This window comes from Carnimonas bestiolae (assembly GCF_051251145.1).
In the GTDB taxonomy this organism is placed as follows: Bacteria; Pseudomonadota; Gammaproteobacteria; order Pseudomonadales; family Halomonadaceae; genus Carnimonas; species Carnimonas bestiolae.
This window is the reverse complement of the sequence record NZ_JBPCZK010000010.1, coordinates 1-18,659: the sequence shown is the minus strand read 5'-3', so window position 1 is coordinate 18,659 and position 18,659 is coordinate 1. Positions and strand designations below refer to the sequence as shown.

General features: G+C 57.0%; 15 protein-coding genes. 6 read left to right on the top strand and 9 right to left on the bottom strand.

Going from position 1 to position 18,659, the window contains the following annotated elements; genetic code table 11:
* Positions 1-163: 163 nt before the first annotated feature.
* Positions 164-865, top strand: a complete 702-nt coding sequence (gene trhA, locus R84865_RS11315; RefSeq protein ID WP_435639726.1) for a PAQR family membrane homeostasis protein TrhA — start codon at positions 164-166, stop codon at positions 863-865.
* Between the two features lie 149 nt (positions 866-1,014).
* Here the strand turns inward: trhA and R84865_RS11310 are convergent, their stop codons facing one another.
* Positions 1,015-2,136 (bottom strand): calcium:cation antiporter, encoded by a 1,122-nt coding sequence (locus R84865_RS11310; protein WP_435633198.1) that lies wholly within the window; start codon positions 2,134-2,136, stop codon positions 1,015-1,017.
* 206 nt (positions 2,137-2,342) lie between these two features.
* Here R84865_RS11310 and puuR point away from each other — a divergent pair, with 206 nt between their 5' ends.
* Complete coding sequence (gene puuR / locus R84865_RS11305; RefSeq protein WP_435633199.1) at positions 2,343-2,906, top strand: HTH-type transcriptional regulator PuuR; 564 nt, start codon at positions 2,343-2,345, stop codon at positions 2,904-2,906.
* Between the two features lie 222 nt (positions 2,907-3,128).
* Here puuR and R84865_RS11300 read toward each other — a convergent pair whose 3' ends face one another.
* From R84865_RS11300 to puuD, 3 genes are all read right to left on the bottom strand, one after another.
* Complete coding sequence (locus R84865_RS11300) at positions 3,129-4,271, bottom strand: PQQ-dependent sugar dehydrogenase (RefSeq protein ID WP_435639725.1); 1,143 nt, start codon at positions 4,269-4,271, stop codon at positions 3,129-3,131.
* 250 nt (positions 4,272-4,521) lie between these two features.
* A complete protein-coding gene (locus tag R84865_RS11295; protein WP_435633201.1) occupies positions 4,522-5,817 on the bottom strand; it encodes an NAD(P)/FAD-dependent oxidoreductase in 1,296 nt (431 codons plus the stop codon).
* Positions 5,814-6,611 (bottom strand): gamma-glutamyl-gamma-aminobutyrate hydrolase, encoded by a 798-nt coding sequence (gene puuD / locus R84865_RS11290; protein ID WP_435639724.1) that lies wholly within the window; start codon positions 6,609-6,611, stop codon positions 5,814-5,816. Before puuD ends, R84865_RS11295 begins: the two co-directional genes overlap by 4 nt.
* A gap of 278 nt (positions 6,612-6,889) precedes the next feature.
* On the opposite strand from puuD, the gene R84865_RS11285 reads away from it, so the two are divergent.
* A complete protein-coding gene (locus R84865_RS11285) occupies positions 6,890-8,428 on the top strand; it encodes an APC family permease (RefSeq protein WP_435639723.1) in 1,539 nt (512 codons plus the stop codon).
* Between the two features lie 71 nt (positions 8,429-8,499).
* On the opposite strand, the gene R84865_RS11280 is transcribed toward R84865_RS11285, so the two are convergent.
* The 4 genes from R84865_RS11280 to R84865_RS11265 form a co-directional block, all read right to left on the bottom strand.
* Complete coding sequence (locus R84865_RS11280; protein WP_435633204.1) at positions 8,500-9,156, bottom strand: DedA family protein; 657 nt, start codon at positions 9,154-9,156, stop codon at positions 8,500-8,502.
* A gap of 90 nt (positions 9,157-9,246) precedes the next feature.
* Positions 9,247-11,019, bottom strand: coding sequence for a 1-deoxy-D-xylulose-5-phosphate synthase (locus tag R84865_RS11275; RefSeq protein ID WP_435639722.1), 1,773 nt, complete (start codon positions 11,017-11,019; stop codon positions 9,247-9,249).
* A gap of 376 nt (positions 11,020-11,395) precedes the next feature.
* Entirely contained in the window at positions 11,396-12,271 is an 876-nt protein-coding gene (gene ispA, locus R84865_RS11270; protein WP_435639721.1) for a (2E,6E)-farnesyl diphosphate synthase, read from the bottom strand.
* Entirely contained in the window at positions 12,264-12,542 is a 279-nt protein-coding gene (locus tag R84865_RS11265) for an exodeoxyribonuclease VII small subunit (RefSeq protein WP_435633207.1), read from the bottom strand. The genes ispA and R84865_RS11265 overlap by 8 nt, the downstream gene beginning before the upstream one ends.
* Positions 12,543-12,860: 318 nt before the next feature.
* Here R84865_RS11265 and serA point away from each other — a divergent pair, with 318 nt between their 5' ends.
* On the top strand, positions 12,861-14,108 hold the full coding sequence (gene serA, locus R84865_RS11260; RefSeq protein ID WP_435639720.1) for a phosphoglycerate dehydrogenase: 1,248 nt from the start codon (positions 12,861-12,863) through the stop codon (positions 14,106-14,108).
* Positions 14,109-14,402: 294 nt separating this feature from the next.
* Here serA and R84865_RS11255 read toward each other — a convergent pair whose 3' ends face one another.
* Positions 14,403-15,857 carry a sugar porter family MFS transporter gene (locus R84865_RS11255; RefSeq protein WP_435639719.1) on the bottom strand — a complete coding sequence of 485 codons (1,455 nt, stop codon included), beginning with the start codon at positions 15,855-15,857 and terminating at the stop codon, positions 14,403-14,405.
* A 427-nt stretch (positions 15,858-16,284) separates the two neighbouring features.
* Between R84865_RS11255 and R84865_RS11250 the strand changes: the two genes are divergently transcribed.
* Together R84865_RS11250 and R84865_RS11245 are read left to right on the top strand one after the other, a co-directional pair.
* Complete coding sequence (locus R84865_RS11250; RefSeq protein ID WP_435639718.1) at positions 16,285-17,163, top strand: NAD(P)-dependent oxidoreductase; 879 nt, start codon at positions 16,285-16,287, stop codon at positions 17,161-17,163.
* A 1,316-nt stretch (positions 17,164-18,479) separates the two neighbouring features.
* Positions 18,480-18,659: hypothetical protein (locus tag R84865_RS11245; RefSeq protein WP_435639717.1), on the top strand; the 180-nt coding region annotated here is incomplete at its 3' end.

The window sequence follows — 18,659 nt, the reverse complement described above, 5'->3', positions numbered from 1 at the left end:
TCCGACTGCACCACTCTGATACCATAGGGTGGTGCGTGCTACTCAGCGGTTTTCACTGGGTGACACGCGCCGAGGCACCCAGCGAGAGCCACTAACACTCCCTTCAGTGCCGCCCATTCGAACCCCGATAAAACAGTCGATGCCACGGTAAAGGAGGCCGAGCATGTCAGCTATTGCACCCGCTATTGAGCTTCACCACGACACGCTGTTTTTTCGTGGGCGAGCGGCTGTAGAGGAGTGGTTTAATAGCGCCAGTCATGGGTTGGGTGCCGTACTCAGCGTAGCCGGCATGACACTGCTGATTGTGTTGGCCAGCCTTGCGGTGGATCCGTGGAAAATTGCTAGCGTTAGTGTGTATGGCGCCTGCCTGACGACGCTTTATCTCGTCTCGTGCCTGTATCATGCTTCACGCAACTTCTCCCGCCGCAGGCTTTTGCAGCAGTTGGACCACTGCGCCATCTTCCTGCTGATAGCGGGCACTTACACACCTTTTGTGTTGGTGAACATGAGGGGGGAAGTTGGCTGGATACTATTCGGACTGACGTGGTCGCTGGCCATTCTCGGGATTGGCAGCAAACTGCTGTGGCCTCAACGCTTCCACGCGCTGCACGTGTGCATCTATATCGTGATGGGCTGGCTGATGGTGCTGTTCCCGGGAGAGATGGTCGCCAAACTGTCGCCCATAGCACGCGACCTGCTGCTGGCAGGGGGCATTACCTACACCGTTGGGGTGCTCTTTTACGCTGTCGAAAAGCTGCCGTTCAACCACGCCATTTGGCACCTATTCGTGATTGGCGGCAGCACCTGCCACTTCCTCGCCATCTACTTCTCGGTACTGCCATTTAGTAGCGCTATGCTCGGGTAGATGCCCCAATACTTAGCGGGCAGTATCCCACGGTGTCTTTTACGGCTATTTACCCGCCAAAACGGCCTTGCTCCCTTATAGAGCAAGGCCGTTTGCATAACCGAGGAACGGTGAAGCAGCAGTCACCTGCGTCCTATCACTTCCAGAAGCTAGACGCCCATTACTGCAAGCATCACAAAGGTGGCGAAGAGCACGAAGTGCGTCATGCCTTCTATGGCGTTGGTCTCACCATCGTTCAGGTTGATGGCGGCGACTATCAGCGTTAGCCCGACCATCGTCATTTGGAGCGGATCCAGCGCCATGACGATGCGCTCGCCTTGAATCAACGAGATAAGCTCGATGACCGGCACCGTCAACACCACCGTAGAAAGCGAGGCACCCAGCGCAATGTTGATAACCGATTGCATGCGGTTAGCCAAGGCGGCTCGCAGTGCGGTCAGTATTTCCGGGCTGGCAGAGATGAGCGCCACGACAACGGCCACGAACAGCGGCGGTAGCGGCAAGCCTTTGGTGGAAACTGACATCCCCGTCGACATCACTTCAGCCAACAGCCCCGTCAGTACCACGCCGACTATCAATACGATAATCGACCACCACAGGTTGGCGGGCGCTTGATGGTGAGGCTCTGCGCCTGCTGCGCCGCCCTGCTGATCGAGTTTCTTCTGTTTCGGTTTGCGCTTGTCAGGATAGTTATAGGCGAAGAAGTAGCTATGCGGGCCGGTTTGCATGCGCAGGAATACGCCGTAAAGCACCACCATCGCTGCGATATTGAATATCGAAAACTCCACCCAATTGGTTTCGGGAAGCATCCGTGGCAATACCATGGTGACGCCCATCGCGGTAAGGATCATTACCACATAGCTTTTGCTGGAGTCGTCGTTGTAGACCTGTTCGCCGTGCTTGAAACCGCCCAGCAGTGCCGCTAGCCCGATAATACCGTTCATATCGAGCATTACCGCCGAATAGATGGTATCGCGCCCCAGGGTGGGTGAGTGTTCGTTGTTCATCATGATGATTAGAATCATCACCTCAACCAGCACCGCCGACAGCGTTAATATCATCGTGCCGTAGGGGTCGCCGACTTTCTCTGCCAGCACTTCAGCATGATTGGCGACGCGCATGGCGGCTCCAATAATGATGAGCACCAGCGCAACGGTAACTAATCCAGCCAGCAGTTGGCCATTGCCCAGCCACAGATGTTCGAGCGAGTACCCTGCCACAACAGCAATAATGCTCGTTAAAAGCGGCCATTCTGGTATCAGCTTCTGCATTACCTTCCTCATATATGCACGTTAGTGTTTTGATTGTAGGCATCGCGCTGCAGGTAACTTTTACTTGCCGAATCCTGGCAAGCAACAGGCCACTGCAGCTTTTTACGCTGACCATGATAGACGCCGCGACGGATAGGCTCCATCATAGCGGCCTTTTTAGCGCCGCGCGTACCATGCGGCGACCACGACGTTGAGAGGGGCAGTCGATGAGCAGAGCGGATTGGAATGCAATCGGGGAGCGTCTGGCCGAACTGCGCAAGCAACACCAGTACTCCCAGCGCAAAGTGGCGGAATTAGCCGGCCTGACGCATAGCGCCGTCAGCACGGTTGAGCAGAACAAGGTGTCGCCGTCGATCAGTACCCTGCATAAACTGCTGGGCGTTTATGGCCTTTCGTTGGCTGAATTTTTCGCTGAACAGGAAGCAGCGCCCGCACACCCCTCTATCGTGATCGAACCCTCAGAACGTATACAGCTGGGCTCACAAGGCGTGTCGCTGGAACTGATACACGGCAAGCAGGAAGGGGCCACGCTCGGCATGCTGATCGAAACCTATGCGCCTGGCAGCTCCACCGGTGATCGGCTAAGCCACAGTGGTGAGGAAGTTGGCACCGTACTGGAGGGCAGCATCGAGATTAGCTACGGCGGCGAGACCTACACGGTGAACGCAGGACAAAGCTACATTATTGATAATGCGATCCCCCACACCTTCTCCAACAAAGGCGATGTGTCTGCGCGACTCATTAGCGCCCACACCCCGCTCACCCTGTAAGATTGCCCCGCTAGCGCACTGATGGAAACTGCGCATCATTAAGCTCTACAACGACGCGCCGCCGACAGCCAGCGGAAAGCACCGCAGCAAACGCTAGGCTTTATCGCTAAAGGGCACGTTCGACGCGTCGCCTAGCCCTTCCGACGCTAATGCCAGAGCGCTGACATCTCCCGCTAAAGGCGCTCACGCCCCCGGCTGAAGCCTCTCTGCAAGGTAGCCCTATCACGACGCCTTCGGCGTTAAACGCAGCAGTTGACCGGGGTTGGCGTCTTCGAGCAGCCAGATCGAACCGTCCGGCGCGACGGCGACCTCGCGAATCCGCTTGTTCAGATTCCAGCGTTCGATCTTGCCTATCCGATTGTCGTGTTTGATGCCCACGCGTACTAATCCCTGCCCGCTCAGCGAATTGATCAGCAGGCTTTCTTTCCAGCCCGGAAATTCGCTGCCGTTGTACACCGCAATGCCACCCGGGGAAATGACCGGCGTCCAATAAACGGCGGGCGCGTCGTAATCAGGGCGTGTGGCGTGATCGGGAATCGGCGAACCATCATAGTTGTCGCCATTGGAGACATCTCCCCAGCCATAGTTGCCGTCGGCTTTGATCAGGTTCAGTTCGTCACCGCCCATTGGCCCCATCTCGGTTTCCCATAGGGTGCCGTTGGACGAAAAGGCCAAGCCGTAAGGCGTGCGATGCCCGATCGACCAGGTTTGGGCACGCACCCCGCCTTGCTCGGCATGAGGATTTGAATCGGGCGTTTCGCCTGCAAGCGTGAGCCTGAAGATTTTACCGGAAGGATGCTCGGGGTCCTGAGCGGAATCCGGCGCCATACGATCGCCGACGGTGAAGAACAGGTAGCGGTGATCGGGCGAGAACGCAATGATGCCGCCCGGCTGCCCACCGGTCGCTGCCACCGACTGTTGCCACACCACTTTTTTATCGGTGAGCGCTAGCGATTCCCCCTGATCGGCCAGCGTCGCTGTCATCAACGTGACCTTGCTGCCGCCTTCGGCGGGCGCGTTATAGCTGAAATACACCCGCTTCGAAGCCTTGAAATCGGGCGCCAGCGCAATATCCAGCAGGCCATTCTGACCACCAGTGGCGACATCAGGCACACCGCTAACGGCCTGCTTGTGGCCTTGCTGGTCGACTAACCACATATGCCCAGGCTTCTCGGTAATCAGCGCGCTGCCATTCGGCAGGAAGGCCAGCGCCCAAGGCGTATCGAAGTCGGCAAGAGGTTTGATATCAAAGGGAAGTGAGTCGCTAGCGTCGAGGTGTCCCGCGTTAATGCTCTCTGCTGCGCAGGCACTGCTGAAGGAAGCAACGGTCAGTAGGAAAATCGCAACGGCTCGTCGGGCTGCCATAGCACCCTCCATTAGGTGAAAGCGGTCAGAAAGCTTCAACGACTTCTTTCAACCTACAGCACCTGACAAATGATGCAATATGTCGCTTTCGTCGTATCCCGCGACCAGGCCGCTTGGAAGCGAACGTAGCGAGCCCTCATGAGAGCGCCCGCCCGGCGACTGATAGAGTTGTGACCAATACGCCAAATGGCGCTAAAGGATAACCACTGCGCGATTGAAGAAGCCCCACGCCACAGGTTTCCCTCGTGTGTTAAATGCCCAGCCGGTCACGCAGTGAATAGTAAGAGGCGCCTATCGCTGACAGCGGCGCGGCGAAGCGACGACCGCCAGGCATTGGCGTGTGCGGCAGCTTCGCGAAGGCATCGAAGCGTTCCGACTGCCCCTTGATAACTTCAGCGAACAGCTTGCCTGCCAAGTGCGTAGTGGTAACACCGTGCCCGCTGTACCCCTGCATATAATAGACGTTGTTCTCTAGCCGCCCGAACTGCGGCAAGCGTGACAGCGTCATCAGGAAGTTACCGGTCCAGCTGAAGTCAATATTGATACCCTTCAATTGCGGGAAGGTTTTCACAAGCTTCGGCAAAATCAGCGACTTCACGTCCGCTGGATCGCGTGCACCGTACACCACACCGCCGCCATAAAGCAGTCGGTTATCGCCGGTCAGGCGGAAATAATCGAGCAGATAATTACAGTCCTCGACACAGAAATTGCTTTTCAACAGCGTTGCTCGCTGCTCATCGCTGAGCGGCTCAGTGGTGATAATTTGAGTGCCGCACGGCATGCTGCGCTTCTTCAGCTCAGGTTCGACGTCGTTCAGGTACGCATTGCCCGCCACCAGCACATAGCGCGCAGTCACTTGCCCCTTGGGCGTTTTCACCACCGCGGGATCACTGTGACGAATCGAGAGCGCGGGCGATTGCTCGAATACTCGCCCACCGTTACGGCGAATCGCGTCGGCTTCTCCCAACGCCATATTGAGCGGGTGGATATGACCACCGCTGCGATCGAGTAGGCCGCCCACATAGCGGTCGCTACCGACTTCCTCAGCGATGCGCTGCTTATCCAATAGCTCGAGCTGCTGATTGCCTAACCGCTCCCACAACTGCTGCTGCTCTTCCAGCGCTTTCTGCTGGCGGGCATTAAGCGCCGCGAACACACCGCCGTCGCGAAGGTCGCATTTGATATCGTACTGCTTGATACGATCGCGAATAATCTGACCGCCTTCGAAAATCATGCTGCCCAGCATATTGGCGGTATCAGTGCCGTACTGTTTTTCGATAACGTCAACGTCACGGCTGTATGAATTCACCAACTGACCACCATTGCGGCCGCTGGCACCGTAACCGATACGCGATCCTTCCAACAGCACCACGTCGTAGCCTGCTTCACTCAAAAACAGTGCGCTGGAAAGCCCGGTAAAGCCTCCTCCCACCACACACACATCGCAGCTGACCGACTCATCCAGCTCGGTAAACGGGGTATGCTGATTTGCGCTGGCCGCGTAATAACTGGAGACATACTGCGAGGGATAAGAAGATGAGGTCATACTGCTTCTCCATTGGAGTGAGTGCGTGCATGAAAGCGTTGGGCCTGCGCGATGAAGGCATCGAATAACCGACAAGATAGCGCGTCGTCGCGGCTATTCCACTCGGGATGCCATTGCACCCCTAGCGCGAAGGGATGCCCTGCAACAGAGACAGCCTCAATCAAGCCGTCCTCAGCACGCCCCTCGACATCGAGACGATCACCTAGCGTCGCGATCCCCTGACCATGTAGGGAATTAACGCGCCACTCGGTGGTGTCGCCCATTAACTCGCTCAAGTGGTGACCCGCTGCAATGGAAAAACCGTGCGCAGGTGCGTATTGGGTAGCCAGATCGGCACTGGTGTCTTCGCGATGCTCAATCAAACCGGGCTGCTCCCATAGCCGCCGAAACAGCTTGCCACCGGTTCGAACCACCAATTCCTGAGTACCGCGACACACGGTCAGCAGCGGCATCGAACGCTCGAGTGCATGATCAATCAAGGCGAAAGCGAGTTGATCGCGACCGGCATCGGGGTGAGCTTCGGGCGATAGATCCTCACCCTGCTCTGCGCTGAGATAATGATGGGGCTCGATATTACTGGCGCTGCCGGTCAGAAAAATTCCATCCAGAACGCTGAGCGCGCGGTCCAACTGTTCCGGCGCGGCGATTAACCCCTGTGGCAGGATGACAGGGGCAGCGCCTGCCAACGCTAGCGCATGAAGATACTTATCCTTCACATTTTGGCTATGCTGTCCGCCATGAAGGCCACTGTCCGCGACGACACCGATAAGGGGAACGGCTGAAATTTCTTCCATTATTATTATCCGCCTTTGCCTGCATTTTGCTGATTAAATGAGATAGAAGCACACATTCACACACAAAAACAAGCGAGAGCCATACAACCAAAGAGGGGGTAACAAAACCTTGGACGGACGTTATTTGTAAGATATATATTCCAAACTACTGAGCCATATGAATATAACCACTCACCTTATGGTTCATCACGCGCACGTGCGGAGGGCACGCTACTGCTCTCGACACGCACGGGTACCGCACCACATGTCGATTACAACCCACAAGATGACATACGCCTATGAACCACTCCGATTCCAGCGGCTCCGATACCCAGCCTGAATCCACGTCAGACAAAGGCTTGGCCAAAGGCCGAATGACTCTGCTGGGCTGCATTGTGCTGGGCATCTCCTGCATTGCTCCCGTGTATACGCTAACTGGCGCACTGGGGCCCACCGTGCGCGAAGTGGGTGTTCACTTGCCGGCCATTTTTATCGTCGGCTTCATTCCCATGCTGTTGGTGGCCTTTGGCTATCGTGAGCTCAACTCGCACGTTCCTGACAGCGGCACATCCTTTACCTGGTCAACACGCGCCTTCGGCCCCAAAATCGGCTGGATTGGCGGCTGGGGGTTAGTTACCGCCACCACCGTCGTACTCTCCAACCTGGCTGGCGTGGCGGTAGACTTTTTCTACCTTTTTATAGCCCAGGTAAGCGGCCACCCTGAGATAGAAGCGCTGAGCAGTAACCTGACGGTGAACATCATTACCTGCCTGTGCTTTATCGCCATTGCGGTGTGGATGTGCTGTCGGGGAATTACCACCACCAAAAGCGTGCAGTACGTATTGGTAGCGCTCCAATTGGTGGTACTGATTGCCTTCGCAGTGACCGCCTTCCATAAGGCCTCGCTGGCCCCCACGGCGAATTTCAGCCTCGAATGGTTCAATCCGTTTGGGGTTAGCAGCTTCTCAGCATTTACCGCCGGACTATCGCTTTCCATTTTTATCTTCTGGGGATGGGACGTCTGCCTGACGGTGAATGAGGAGTCGGTGGGCAGCGACCGCACGCCCGGCATCGCGGCCACCCTGACGGTACTGATCATTCTGGCGCTGTATCTGTTTACCGCCGTCGCTACGCTGTGTTTCGCGGGCATCGGTACTAACGGCTACGGCCTTGGCAGCAGCGCCGTGCAATCCAACGTCTTCGCGCAACTGGCAGGGCCGGTGATGGGGCCGCTAGCCATTACGATGTCGATCGCCGTTCTTGCGAGCACCGCTGCCTCACTGCAATCAACCTTTGTTTCGCCTGCGCGCACGCTGCTGGCGATGGGCTACTACGGGGCCGTGCCCAAACGCTTTGCGGATATTCATCCGCACCATCGTACGCCACGCTTTGCGACCATCAGCGCTGGGGTCGCGGCAGGTATTTTTTACGCGGTAATGCGCGTGCTCAGCGACAATGTGCTTAACGACACCATTACCGCGCTGGGCATGATGATTTGCTTTTACTATTCGCTGACGGCCTTTGCCTGCGTTTGGTATTTCCGCGCGTCGCTCTTCACCAGCATCAGACACCTGATTCTGCGCGGCGTCTGCCCCTTTGTGGGGGGTGTGGTACTGACGGTGATCTTCATTCAGACCGCTGTCGATAGCTGGAACCCTGACTTCGGCAGTGGCTCAGAAGTGGCGGGAATCGGCCTGGTATTCGTGATCGCGTTCTTCATCTCGCTGCTGGGATTAGCACTGATGCTGATGTCTCAGCTAAGTGCGCCGGCCTTCTTTCTTGGCGCGACGCTGCGCCATGACAGCCCCACCAACGAAGAGCCCGACATCAAGGGCTAACCGCACGCAAAAAAGGCGAGGCCAACGCCGGCCTCGCCTTTTTACATTACCTGCCCCGCAGCACAGGATGCTTACTGCTCTTCCTTGCGACGCCAACGATGGCGCAGTAGCTCGATCACGGGCGGGAGAATAGAGATCACGATGATCGCCAGGATCAGCAATTTCAGATTCTCTTTAACGACCGGCAGATCCCCAAAGATAAAGCCGGCATAGGTAAACAGCACCACCCACAGCACTGCACCCAGCACGTTGAATAATCCAAACTGGCGGTATGGCATTTTCGCCGCACCGGCAACAAAGGGCGCAAAGGTGCGAATAATCGGAATAAAACGCGCCAGCACGATGGCTTTACCGCCGTGCCGGTCGAAAAACTGATGGGTTTTGTCGAGGTAGCTGCGTCGAAACAACCGGGAGCGAGGATTAGCAAATAGCGCTTCGCCAAATAGCCTGCCAATGGAATAGTTGACCGCATCGCCCAATATGGCGGCCACCGTCAGCAGTAACGCAAACAGATGCACATTCAGGCTGTTGCTTGGCAGCGCCGCTAGCGCTCCACCCACGAACAGCATTGAGTCGCCGGGTAAAAACGGCGTAACAACCAGTCCGGTTTCACAAAACACGATCACAAACAGAAAGGCATACACCCAGTTCCCATAATCGGCCACTAGCTGCGCCAAATGGGTGTCGATATGCAGAATGAAATCAATGAAGAAATGGATAATGGTCACACTTGTATTCCCTGAAAAAGCGGTGCGTGCAGCTTCTTGATAGCGCTTACCGCTGGATACTTATGCATATAGTATTGGGTATCCGCGGGCTCAGCGCTCTGCGACGAATGTCTCAACCTGACGTGTTATGCCCGCCGCATCGAGCTCACACAGCGCTAGCAATTCCCCGCGCTGACCATGCTCGACAAAGTGATCGGGCACTCCCAGCCGCAATAGCGGCACGTCCATGCGCTGCTGCGCCAGCAACTCCGCGACGGCACTTCCCGCACCGCCTTCCACCGCGTGATCCTCGATCGAGACCAGCCAGCGATGGTCCGCCGCTGCCTTCAACACCAGCGCGCTATCCAGCGGCTTTACGAAGCGCAGATCAATGACTGACGCATCCAACTGTTCAGCAGCGCTCAATACCGCGTCGAGCAATGCACCGACGTTTAACAGCGCCACCCCGCTATTGCCGCGCCGCAGCCAGCGCCCGCGGCCCCACTCAACCTTCGGCGCGCCCGATGGCTCAGAAGCTAGCGAGCCGCGAGGATAGCGTACCGCTGCCAAGCCCGGATAACGATACGCAGCGTCTAACATCTCCTTAAGCTCTGGTTCAGTCGATGGCGCCATCAGCACCGCATCAGGAATGGAGCGCAACAATGCGATATCGAAAATACCGTGATGCGTAACGCCATCCTCGCCGACCAGCCCCGCTCTATCCACAGCCAGCGTTACCGGCAACCGCTGCACCGCAACATCATGAATAATTTGGTCAACCGCGCGCTGTAAAAAGGTCGAATAGAGCGCCACCACCGGACGTGCGCCCTCGCAGGCCATGCCGGCCGCCAGGGTTACGGCATGCTGTTCGGCAATACCGACATCGAAAAAACGCTCGGGCCAGTGTTCGGCAAACTGCGTGAGTCCGGAGCCTTCACGCATGGCAGGAGTAACCGCCATCAGCTGTGGGTCCTTCGCCGCGGTATTGCAGGCCCATTCACCGAACACCCGATGACAGGCCGGCGCAGCCTTTTTTGCCGGAGCAGAAGCGGGAGAGTGAGCATGGCCGCGGCTTAACGCATCTGCCTCTGCAGGAATGAAGCCCGCGCCCTTGCGCGTAACGACATGCAAAAGCCTGGGGCCTGATTGCTGGCTCGACTCGCTTAGCGCTGCCACTAAACTGGGCAGATCATGCCCATCAATCGGCCCCGTGTAGCGGAAACCAAAGGTTTCGAAGAATTCGGCAATATTCGCCGCGAGTGGCTGCGCTGCGCTGGGAAAACGGTCCGCCAGCGCGCCCACATGGGGAGAAATCGACATGCCGTTGTCGTTCAGCACCACCAGCAGATTAGCGTTCGCACCACCGGCGTGCGCCAGCGCCTCGAGGCTCATCCCACTGCTCAGTGCGCCGTCGCCGACCACTGCGCACACTTGCCTGGTCTGCCCCTGACGCTGCGCTGCCAAAGCCATACCGGTCGCCGCAGAGATTGCCGTACCCGCGTGCCCAACGCCGAAACAGTCCCACTCGGACTCACTCCGCGTGGGGAACGGGGCCAGACCATTGAGATGACGAATGCTAGCGAGTGCGGCTCGGCGGCCGGTCAGTATCTTGTGCGGATACGCCTGATGCCCAACATCCCACACCAGCCGATCGTGAGGCGTGTCGAGAACGAAGTGCAGGGCCAGCGTCAGCTCGATGACGCCAAGCCCAGCGCCCAAATGACCACCGTGACGCCCAATATCGAACAGCAGCTGCGCCCGCAGCTGATCGGCCAACGGCTCCAACTGGGAAGGTGCGAGGCGACGCAATGCAACCGGCGAGTCAATACCGTCCAATAGTGGCGTGGCAGGAGCCTGCTCGGGAAATTGAGAAAAGTGTTGCATACCACAACTCGAATCGCGGAAGGAGGAGGACATCGAGCGGCTGCGCACGCAGCAAACGCTGGCCCGACGCCGCACAAGAAGGCGGGACGCTTCTTCTAAGGCCCCCAGAGTACGCCTAACATCGCTTGTGCGCCATGCTACCGGCCCTGCTTGCCATTAGTCTTACGGTAAGCACTCGCTGCAGGCATCGCACCAAGCGCAGAGGCAAGGCTTCGGCACCGACGCCCCTCGTCGCGTTTGGGCGGAATTGCGTGCCAACACTGTATCGAAACACCTTCCCCCGACAGCACCCGTTTCACTGCGAGCGATAAGTGCATTTGCGGCGGGAAGAGTTGCAGGAGGCTTACCTTGCCACTCGAGGCGCGGGGCCAGCGCATTAATGGTCGCGGCTTACCATGTAGCGAGCCAATGTTTGCAGCGGTTCGGCGGCGCTGCCGAAAATCGACACCGCTTCACACGCTTCATCTACCAATGACGCGGCTCGCTCAGAGGCTTGCTCAAGCCCCAGCAGCACGGGATAGGTGGGCTTGTTATGCTCGGCATCAGCGCCCTGATGCTTGCCTATCACGCTGGTATCACCAACGACATCGAGCACATCGTCGTGAATCTGGAACGCAAGGCCGATAGCGGCACCATAGCGACGCAACGCATCCAACCGCTCATCACCTTCCTGAAGCTCAAGCAAGGCCGCCATTTCGATCGCCGCGATAATCAAGGAACCCGTTTTATGGCGATGAATGCGCATGAGTTGCTCGAGCGAGATGGACTGCCCCACTGCCGCCAGGTCAAGCGCCTGACCGCCCGCCATGCCGCGCTGCCCAGAAGCCTTTGCCAAAGCGGCAACCTGCGCCACCGCCCGCGGCTCCGGCGACGTTGCCAGCAGCTCGAAGGCCAGCGTTTGCAGCGCATCGCCCGCCAATACCGCCGTTGCTTCATCGAAGGCGCAATGCACGGTCGGACGGCCGCGGCGCAAATCATCATCGTCCATTGCCGGCAGGTCGTCATGCACCAGCGAATAAGCGTGAATCAGCTCGACGGCAGCCGCCCCAGCATCAATGCGCTGTGCGTCGATACCCAGCACCTTGCCGGTCGCATAGGCGAGCGTTGGGCGCAGCCGCTTGCCGCCGCCCATTACCGCGTAGCGCATGGCTTCATCGAGTGTCGCTTCAGCCCCCGGGGCAGCAGAAAATGCGCGCTCCAGCTCCGCATTGACGCGCTGCTGCGCTGCGTTAACCAGCGTCTGCTCACTCATTGCTGGCTCCGTTATCGGGCGCTGTGGAGGCGTTATCATCGCGCTCCAGCAAGGTCTTGATTTTCAACTCCGCGGCATCGAGACGACTGCGTGCTTCGCGCGTTAAACGCACTCCTTGCTCGAAAGAAGCCAGCGACTCCTCAAGCTCAAGATCGCCGCCTTCCAGCCGTTCGACGATGGCTTCAAGCTGCTTGAGCTTGGTGCCGAAGTTTTGCGAAGTATCGTCCTGCGGCGCACGTTGATTCGGCGCATCGGAGTGGTGATCAGCCATACGTTGAAACCCTTTAGTGAACGCGGGAGGCAGCCCTAAGCCCCTATTATGGCACAGCTGACAATGCCGTCCCCAGCCAGCGCTCTGATTGAGCGAGATTCACCATCAGCCTGAACACGCTAGCCGCGCCGATTGCCTTCACCCTATGGTAGGATTGGTGGCGACAATTCTCTTGGCGTCGGAAGCGTGCAACCGCCCTTGCTGGTGGCCGGTTCAGCCATGGCATTGGTGCTATCAAGCGCCTTTCCGGTACTTGGTGCTGCACTGCCCCGGCAACAACCCCGACGCGCCCACTCATCTCGTGAGGTTATGGCAACGATGGCAAAAACGTCCCTGGACAAGAGCAAGATCAAGATTTTGCTGCTTGAGGGCATTCACCAAACCGCTGTTGATCATCTGTTAGCGTCCGGCTACACCAACATCGAGCGTCTCAAGACCTCGCTGTCCGAAGACGAGTTGGTCGAAAAAATCAAAGATGTTCACTTCATTGGCATTCGTTCGCGCACTCAGTTGACCGAGCGCGTTTTCGAGGCGGCCGAGAAGCTGACCGCCGTTGGGTGTTTCTGCATCGGTACCAACCAGGTAGACCTCAACGCAGCGCTAGCGCGCGGCATTCCAGTGTTCAACGCGCCCTACTCCAACACTCGCTCGGTAGCAGAGCTGGTGATCGGCGAAATCATCATGCTGATGCGCCGCATTCCCGAGAAGAGCCGCAGTGCGCATCAAGGCGGATGGTCGAAAACAGCCGCAGGTGCCAACGAAGTACGCGGTAAAACACTCGGTATCGTAGGCTACGGCAACATTGGCAAGCAGCTGTCGGTACTTGCTGAAAGTCTCGGCATGCGCGTTATTTACTACGACGTCGTCACCAAACTCGACATGGGTAACGCCCATCAGGCCAACTCGCTCGATGAGTTGCTCACCACTGCAGACATCGTCAGCCTGCACGTGCCGCAGCTGCCTTCGACCGAGTGGATGATTGGCGGCGAGCAGATCGCGTTGATGAAAGAAGACGCGATTTTGATCAATGCGTCGCGCGGCAACGTCGTGCGTATCGACGATCTTGCCGAAGCGATGGAAGACGGCCATCTGCGCGGCGCTGCTATCGACGTGTTCCCGAAAGAGCCGAAAGGCAATGGTGAAGAGTTCGAATCACCGCTGCGCGGCCTGGATAACGTGATCCTGACGCCACATGTTGGGGGCTCTACCGAAGAAGCCCAGCAGAACATCGGTATTGAAGTTGCTGACAAGCTGATCACCTATTCCGACAACGGCACCACCATCACTTCGGTCAACTTCCCCGAAGTACAGCTGCCGTCGCACCCCAACAAGCACCGTCTACTGCACATTCACAAGAACGTGCCGGGCGTAATGTCGGAGATCAACCGCGTGCTGGGCGAGCACAACATCAATATCTCAGGCCAATACCTGCAAACCAACGCAGATGTCGGCTATGTCGTTATTGATGTCGATAAAGCCTACGGACGCGAAGCGCTAGCAGCACTGCGCGAAGTCGATGCGACATTGCGCACCCGAGTGCTCTACTCTGACGACGACGCTGCGTAAACGTCCAGAGTAATGCTACAGCGCTAAGCGCTACTGTGCTGCGCTAAAAAAACTGCCCCCGACGACCGGATATGCTCCAATCGTCGGGGGCAGTTTTTTGCGTGTTGCTGTTCGAGAGGCCGCTGACACAGCGTGGTCGGGCGGCGGCCTGCCATTCAGCAAGCGTCAACAAGCGGCTGACAGGCGAAGCACCCAACGCGTACCGATAGTGCTAACGACGCCTCGCATTAAGATTGCCAGCACGACACCAGTGCTACACAGCGCGTCGTGCTGCTCACCTTCAGCCGGCCACATTCAGTTACCGCTAGCTGCGTGGCGCTTTTTCTGTAGTGGCGTAAAGTTGCCTTCCTGAAGATCAGCTTCAATCTGCTCGAGACTTTTGCCTTTGGTTTCAGGCACCAGAAACAGAATAAACAGGAAGCCCAGCACGTTCAGCAGCGCGTAGAACCACATAGCCCCGCCAATCGTCAGCAGGTGCACCATCGAGAGCGCTGTGCCGGTCAGAATCAAGTTGGAACCCCACAGCGTAGCCGCGTGAAGACTGGTTGCCTTCTCACGAATGGCCACTGGATAGAGCTCGGAGCCCATCAGCCAGCCGATGACCTGAATGCCGCCCGCGTTGAACACCATGAAGGCGAACAGGAAGCCAACGATCAGCCATGAGGTACTGGGGCCATCCATGCCTGAAAGCCATACAGCGCCCAGTCCAAATAGCGACAGTGCCGCAGGGGGCATCATGATAAGCGCCAGCTTGCGGCGACCTACGTGGTCAACAATCAATTTGCCGAGAATCGTCATTACCAGATAAATCACCGCAACACCCAACGCAGAGTAGAGCGCGGCCGTGTGGCTGAAGCCCGCATCCGACAAAAACGTGGGGGTGTAATAAATCATCATTTCGATACCGGAAAGCTGAGTGAATGCCGCCACCCCAAGCCCGGCCACCAATGCAGGCCGCACCCACGGCTTGCGCACTTCACTCCAGCCTGCGCGCTGCGCCTTGGAGGAAGCCTTACGCGTTTTCTCTATTGAGCGCAGCTCACTCATGACCTCACGGTTGGATTCTCGCACCAGTCCCAGCGCGCGACGGGCATCTTTAATACGCTTTTGCCCCACCAACCAACGCGGACTTTCCGGCAGTTTGATCATGCCGACTGCCAGAATCGCCGCCGGGATAGCCGCCACCATAATCATGGTGCGCCAGCTCCATACATCTTGCAGGAAGGCGCCAACCAAACCTGCCGCTAAAATGCCAACCCCAATCGATATATTGAAGTAGGTCACCAGACGACCACGCTTTTCGGGCGGCGCCAATTCAGCGATATATACCGGCACTATCTGCGAGGCACCGCCCACCGCGGCCCCCAGCAGCAGGCGTGACATGCCTAGCCAGAATGCCGATACCGAAAATCCGCAGCACAGCACACCGGCCACGAAAATAACGGCGACTGCCATGATGGTGTAGCGGCGTCCAACAATGCCGGCCAGCTTACCGCTACCCAGCGCGCCGACAACGGCACCGACCAGAATCGCGCTGGTGACCATCTCTTGGACGTTATGAGAAAGATTGAATTCATTGGAGATTTGCAGCAGCGCACCCGAAATGATGCCGGTGTCATAGCCGTAAAGAAAACCGGCGATTGCTGCAATTCCTGCGGTGCTGAGCAGGTAGACTTCTGCACCAAATGAAGATGCGTCTCTCGAAGATTCAGCTGATGTGCTACTTGGGTCGTTGAGGTTATCGCTCACGGGCCCTCCATATTTTTTGGAATTTATACGCTACGTTGTTATAGCAGATGTTATTAACGGCAAGCTAATCAATACAGGCGGCCGCCTCTACCCATTGGTAGAGAGGTCAGCATTCATGGATGCGCTAGCCGGTCGATGTCATTGCTTCTTCTTATTACCTTGCGTTGCTTCCCACCCCGCTCCTCATAGGCGGGTCTAGTGATCGCTCCCTTGCACCAGCAGAGGAAATTTTCTCTCTGGACTTGAAAGCCCTTCCATTCGACGCAAAGGTTCCTATAACAGAGATAACACGCGCAGGCTCGTCAATCTATCCTACAGCAGCCTAATGTTCTGCTCGCCATGCGCATCGCTATCCCAGCAGACAAGCCGCTACGCTCCTGCAGCGGCGTGGTTAGCAAATACTTACTTACGTAGAGAGAGCCGTCTTATGTCCACTTCACAAACAGTCGCGGTACTTGGTCTCGGCACGATGGGCCATCCGTTTGCAGCGAACCTGGTCGCCAAGGGTTTCGATGTTCATGTATGGAATCGCTCCCCAGGCAAAGACGAGGATCTGGTAGCGCAAGGCGCGACGCGCGCAGACTCTCCTGCCGCCGCAGTCGCTTCTGCCGAAGTGGTGATCAGCATGCTGTCCACGCCAGAAGTCACCGAAGCGGTACTATTCGGCGATCAGGGCGCACTGGCGGCCATGCAGCAAAACGCCGTATTGGCACAGATGGGCACTATCGGCGAAGAGGCAACGCTGCGTCTGGCCGAGAAAGCCAAGCAGGAATACCCAGCGGTGGTATGGCTCGACGCGCCGGTATCTGGCAGTAAGGTACCCGCTGAAAAAGCACAGGTACTGGTTTTGGCCAGCGGCGATGAAGAACGTGGCAAGGTCGCCCAGCCGGCATTCGACGCGATTGGCAAAGGCACCAAATGGCTAGGGCCAATCGGTGCAGGCAGCCGCATGAAGCTGGTAGTTAACGCGTGGCTGATTATGCTGATGCAAGCGATTAACGAATCATCCATTTTGGCCGATCATTTTGGCTTCTCGAACGACGATCTTTGGTCAGTGCTGGAAGGCGGCCCGCTGGCGGTGCCTTATATGAAGCCGAAGCTCGCGAAAATTGGTAGCGATGACTATTCCACCGAAATGGCGTTGGAGTGGGGGCTGAAAGATGCCCTATTAGCGCTCGATGAAGCAAACGCCGACCAGTTGCCTAGCCTGAAGCGCGTAGCAGAGGTATGGCAACAAGCTACCGACGATGGCCTGGGTGAAAAGGATATCAGTGTAGTGGCGGACTTCCTGCGCAAGTCAAAGTAAGCACTAACTACTGACTGAAAGCCCGTTGTTGTGGGCACTATACGCCCGATGCTTTTCCAACCTGTACGGAAAGCGCATGGGGCGTTTTAGTCGATACCCGAACGGTTAACGGCGTATCGTTCACCCCACCAGCGTTGCTAAGTTGCTAGCACTGAGCGGAACAACGCGCCACGCTGACTCCTAATACGCACTCTCGCCACCCGCACTCCCACGTGCTCGTCATGCACACTCTTCTCTCTGGGCTCTGCACGTTCGATTGCAGCGTCACGCGCCCCCTTCCCCAAATAAAGCCGCACTACTGTTAACACCTTTTGCAGCCAGAAGGATGACGTTGGACGGCATCAGCGGTATTTCCACGTTTTGTGCTGATCGACGCCTGCGCTTGCTCACCTTGCCCCGGATTCCCGCTGGTCGCCAGAGAAACCCACTGTGATAGTACCGCCGCTATCGGGCAGCACGCGAACCCTCCGCCATTTACCGCTGAAACGCGCTAACGGCGAAGCGGGCTAACCGGCCCGATATTTCTGCCAACAACCGCGATCACCCACGGCATTCGCAGGAGACGCTCAGAGAAGACGTCATCTCGGCACGGAAGAACCCGCTCGCCTTTGCTTTTAGCCATTCCCACCACGGAATGCACGCCCGCGTGGCACATCATTACGGGGAAATACTCAAATTACGTCAATGATACGTAATATTATGTATTGAATATCTACAGGTTAATATTTGAACAGTAAATTTCGTCAAAAATCCGTCTAAAATAGCCGGAGGAAAACCGAATGGCGATCAAAAAATGATCAAAATACAGCCTAAAAATCAGGGTAAAAATCACGCCCAGACGAAACCGCCCTACAAAAACACCTGAAATAGCAGTAGAAATAGCGCCAAATAGCGGCATTTATAGCGAAGAACGCAACAACATCACTTTTGTCACTGATATTCTCAAGATACCAAGGAAATTCACTCAATCTCTACTGGTCAAAAAATAGCCAATCACACTACCAGCTCATCATACTTACCCGCTAATAGCAAACGTGTAATTAATCATAACAACGCATAATATGTTACGTAATATTAGTATTTGGGCCTGTTCTCGTCCCATCGCTCAACTGAGCAGCGATTTTTTCCGGAAAACGAGAGAAACGCATACATAAAAAAACGGCAGGAAACTCCCTCCGTACCGAAAAATTTTTAAATTTGGGATGACGTAAATCTGGCTCGATATGCCGGCTCCAACTATCGAGGCGACGCAGCAAATAGAGTTCAGGTAGATACGCTCCCCACCGCCACGCTCAAAGGTGTGCGTGGGCGTAGGCGTGGGCGTAGGCGTGGGCGTAGGCGTGGGCGTAGGCGTGGGCGTGGGCGTGGGCGTGGGCGTGGGCGTAGGCGTGGGCGTGGGCGTGGGCGTGGGCGTGGGCGTGGGCGTGGGCGTGGGCGTGGGCGTGGGCGTGGGCGTGGGCGTGGGCGTGGGCGTGGGCGTGGGCGTGGGCGTGGGC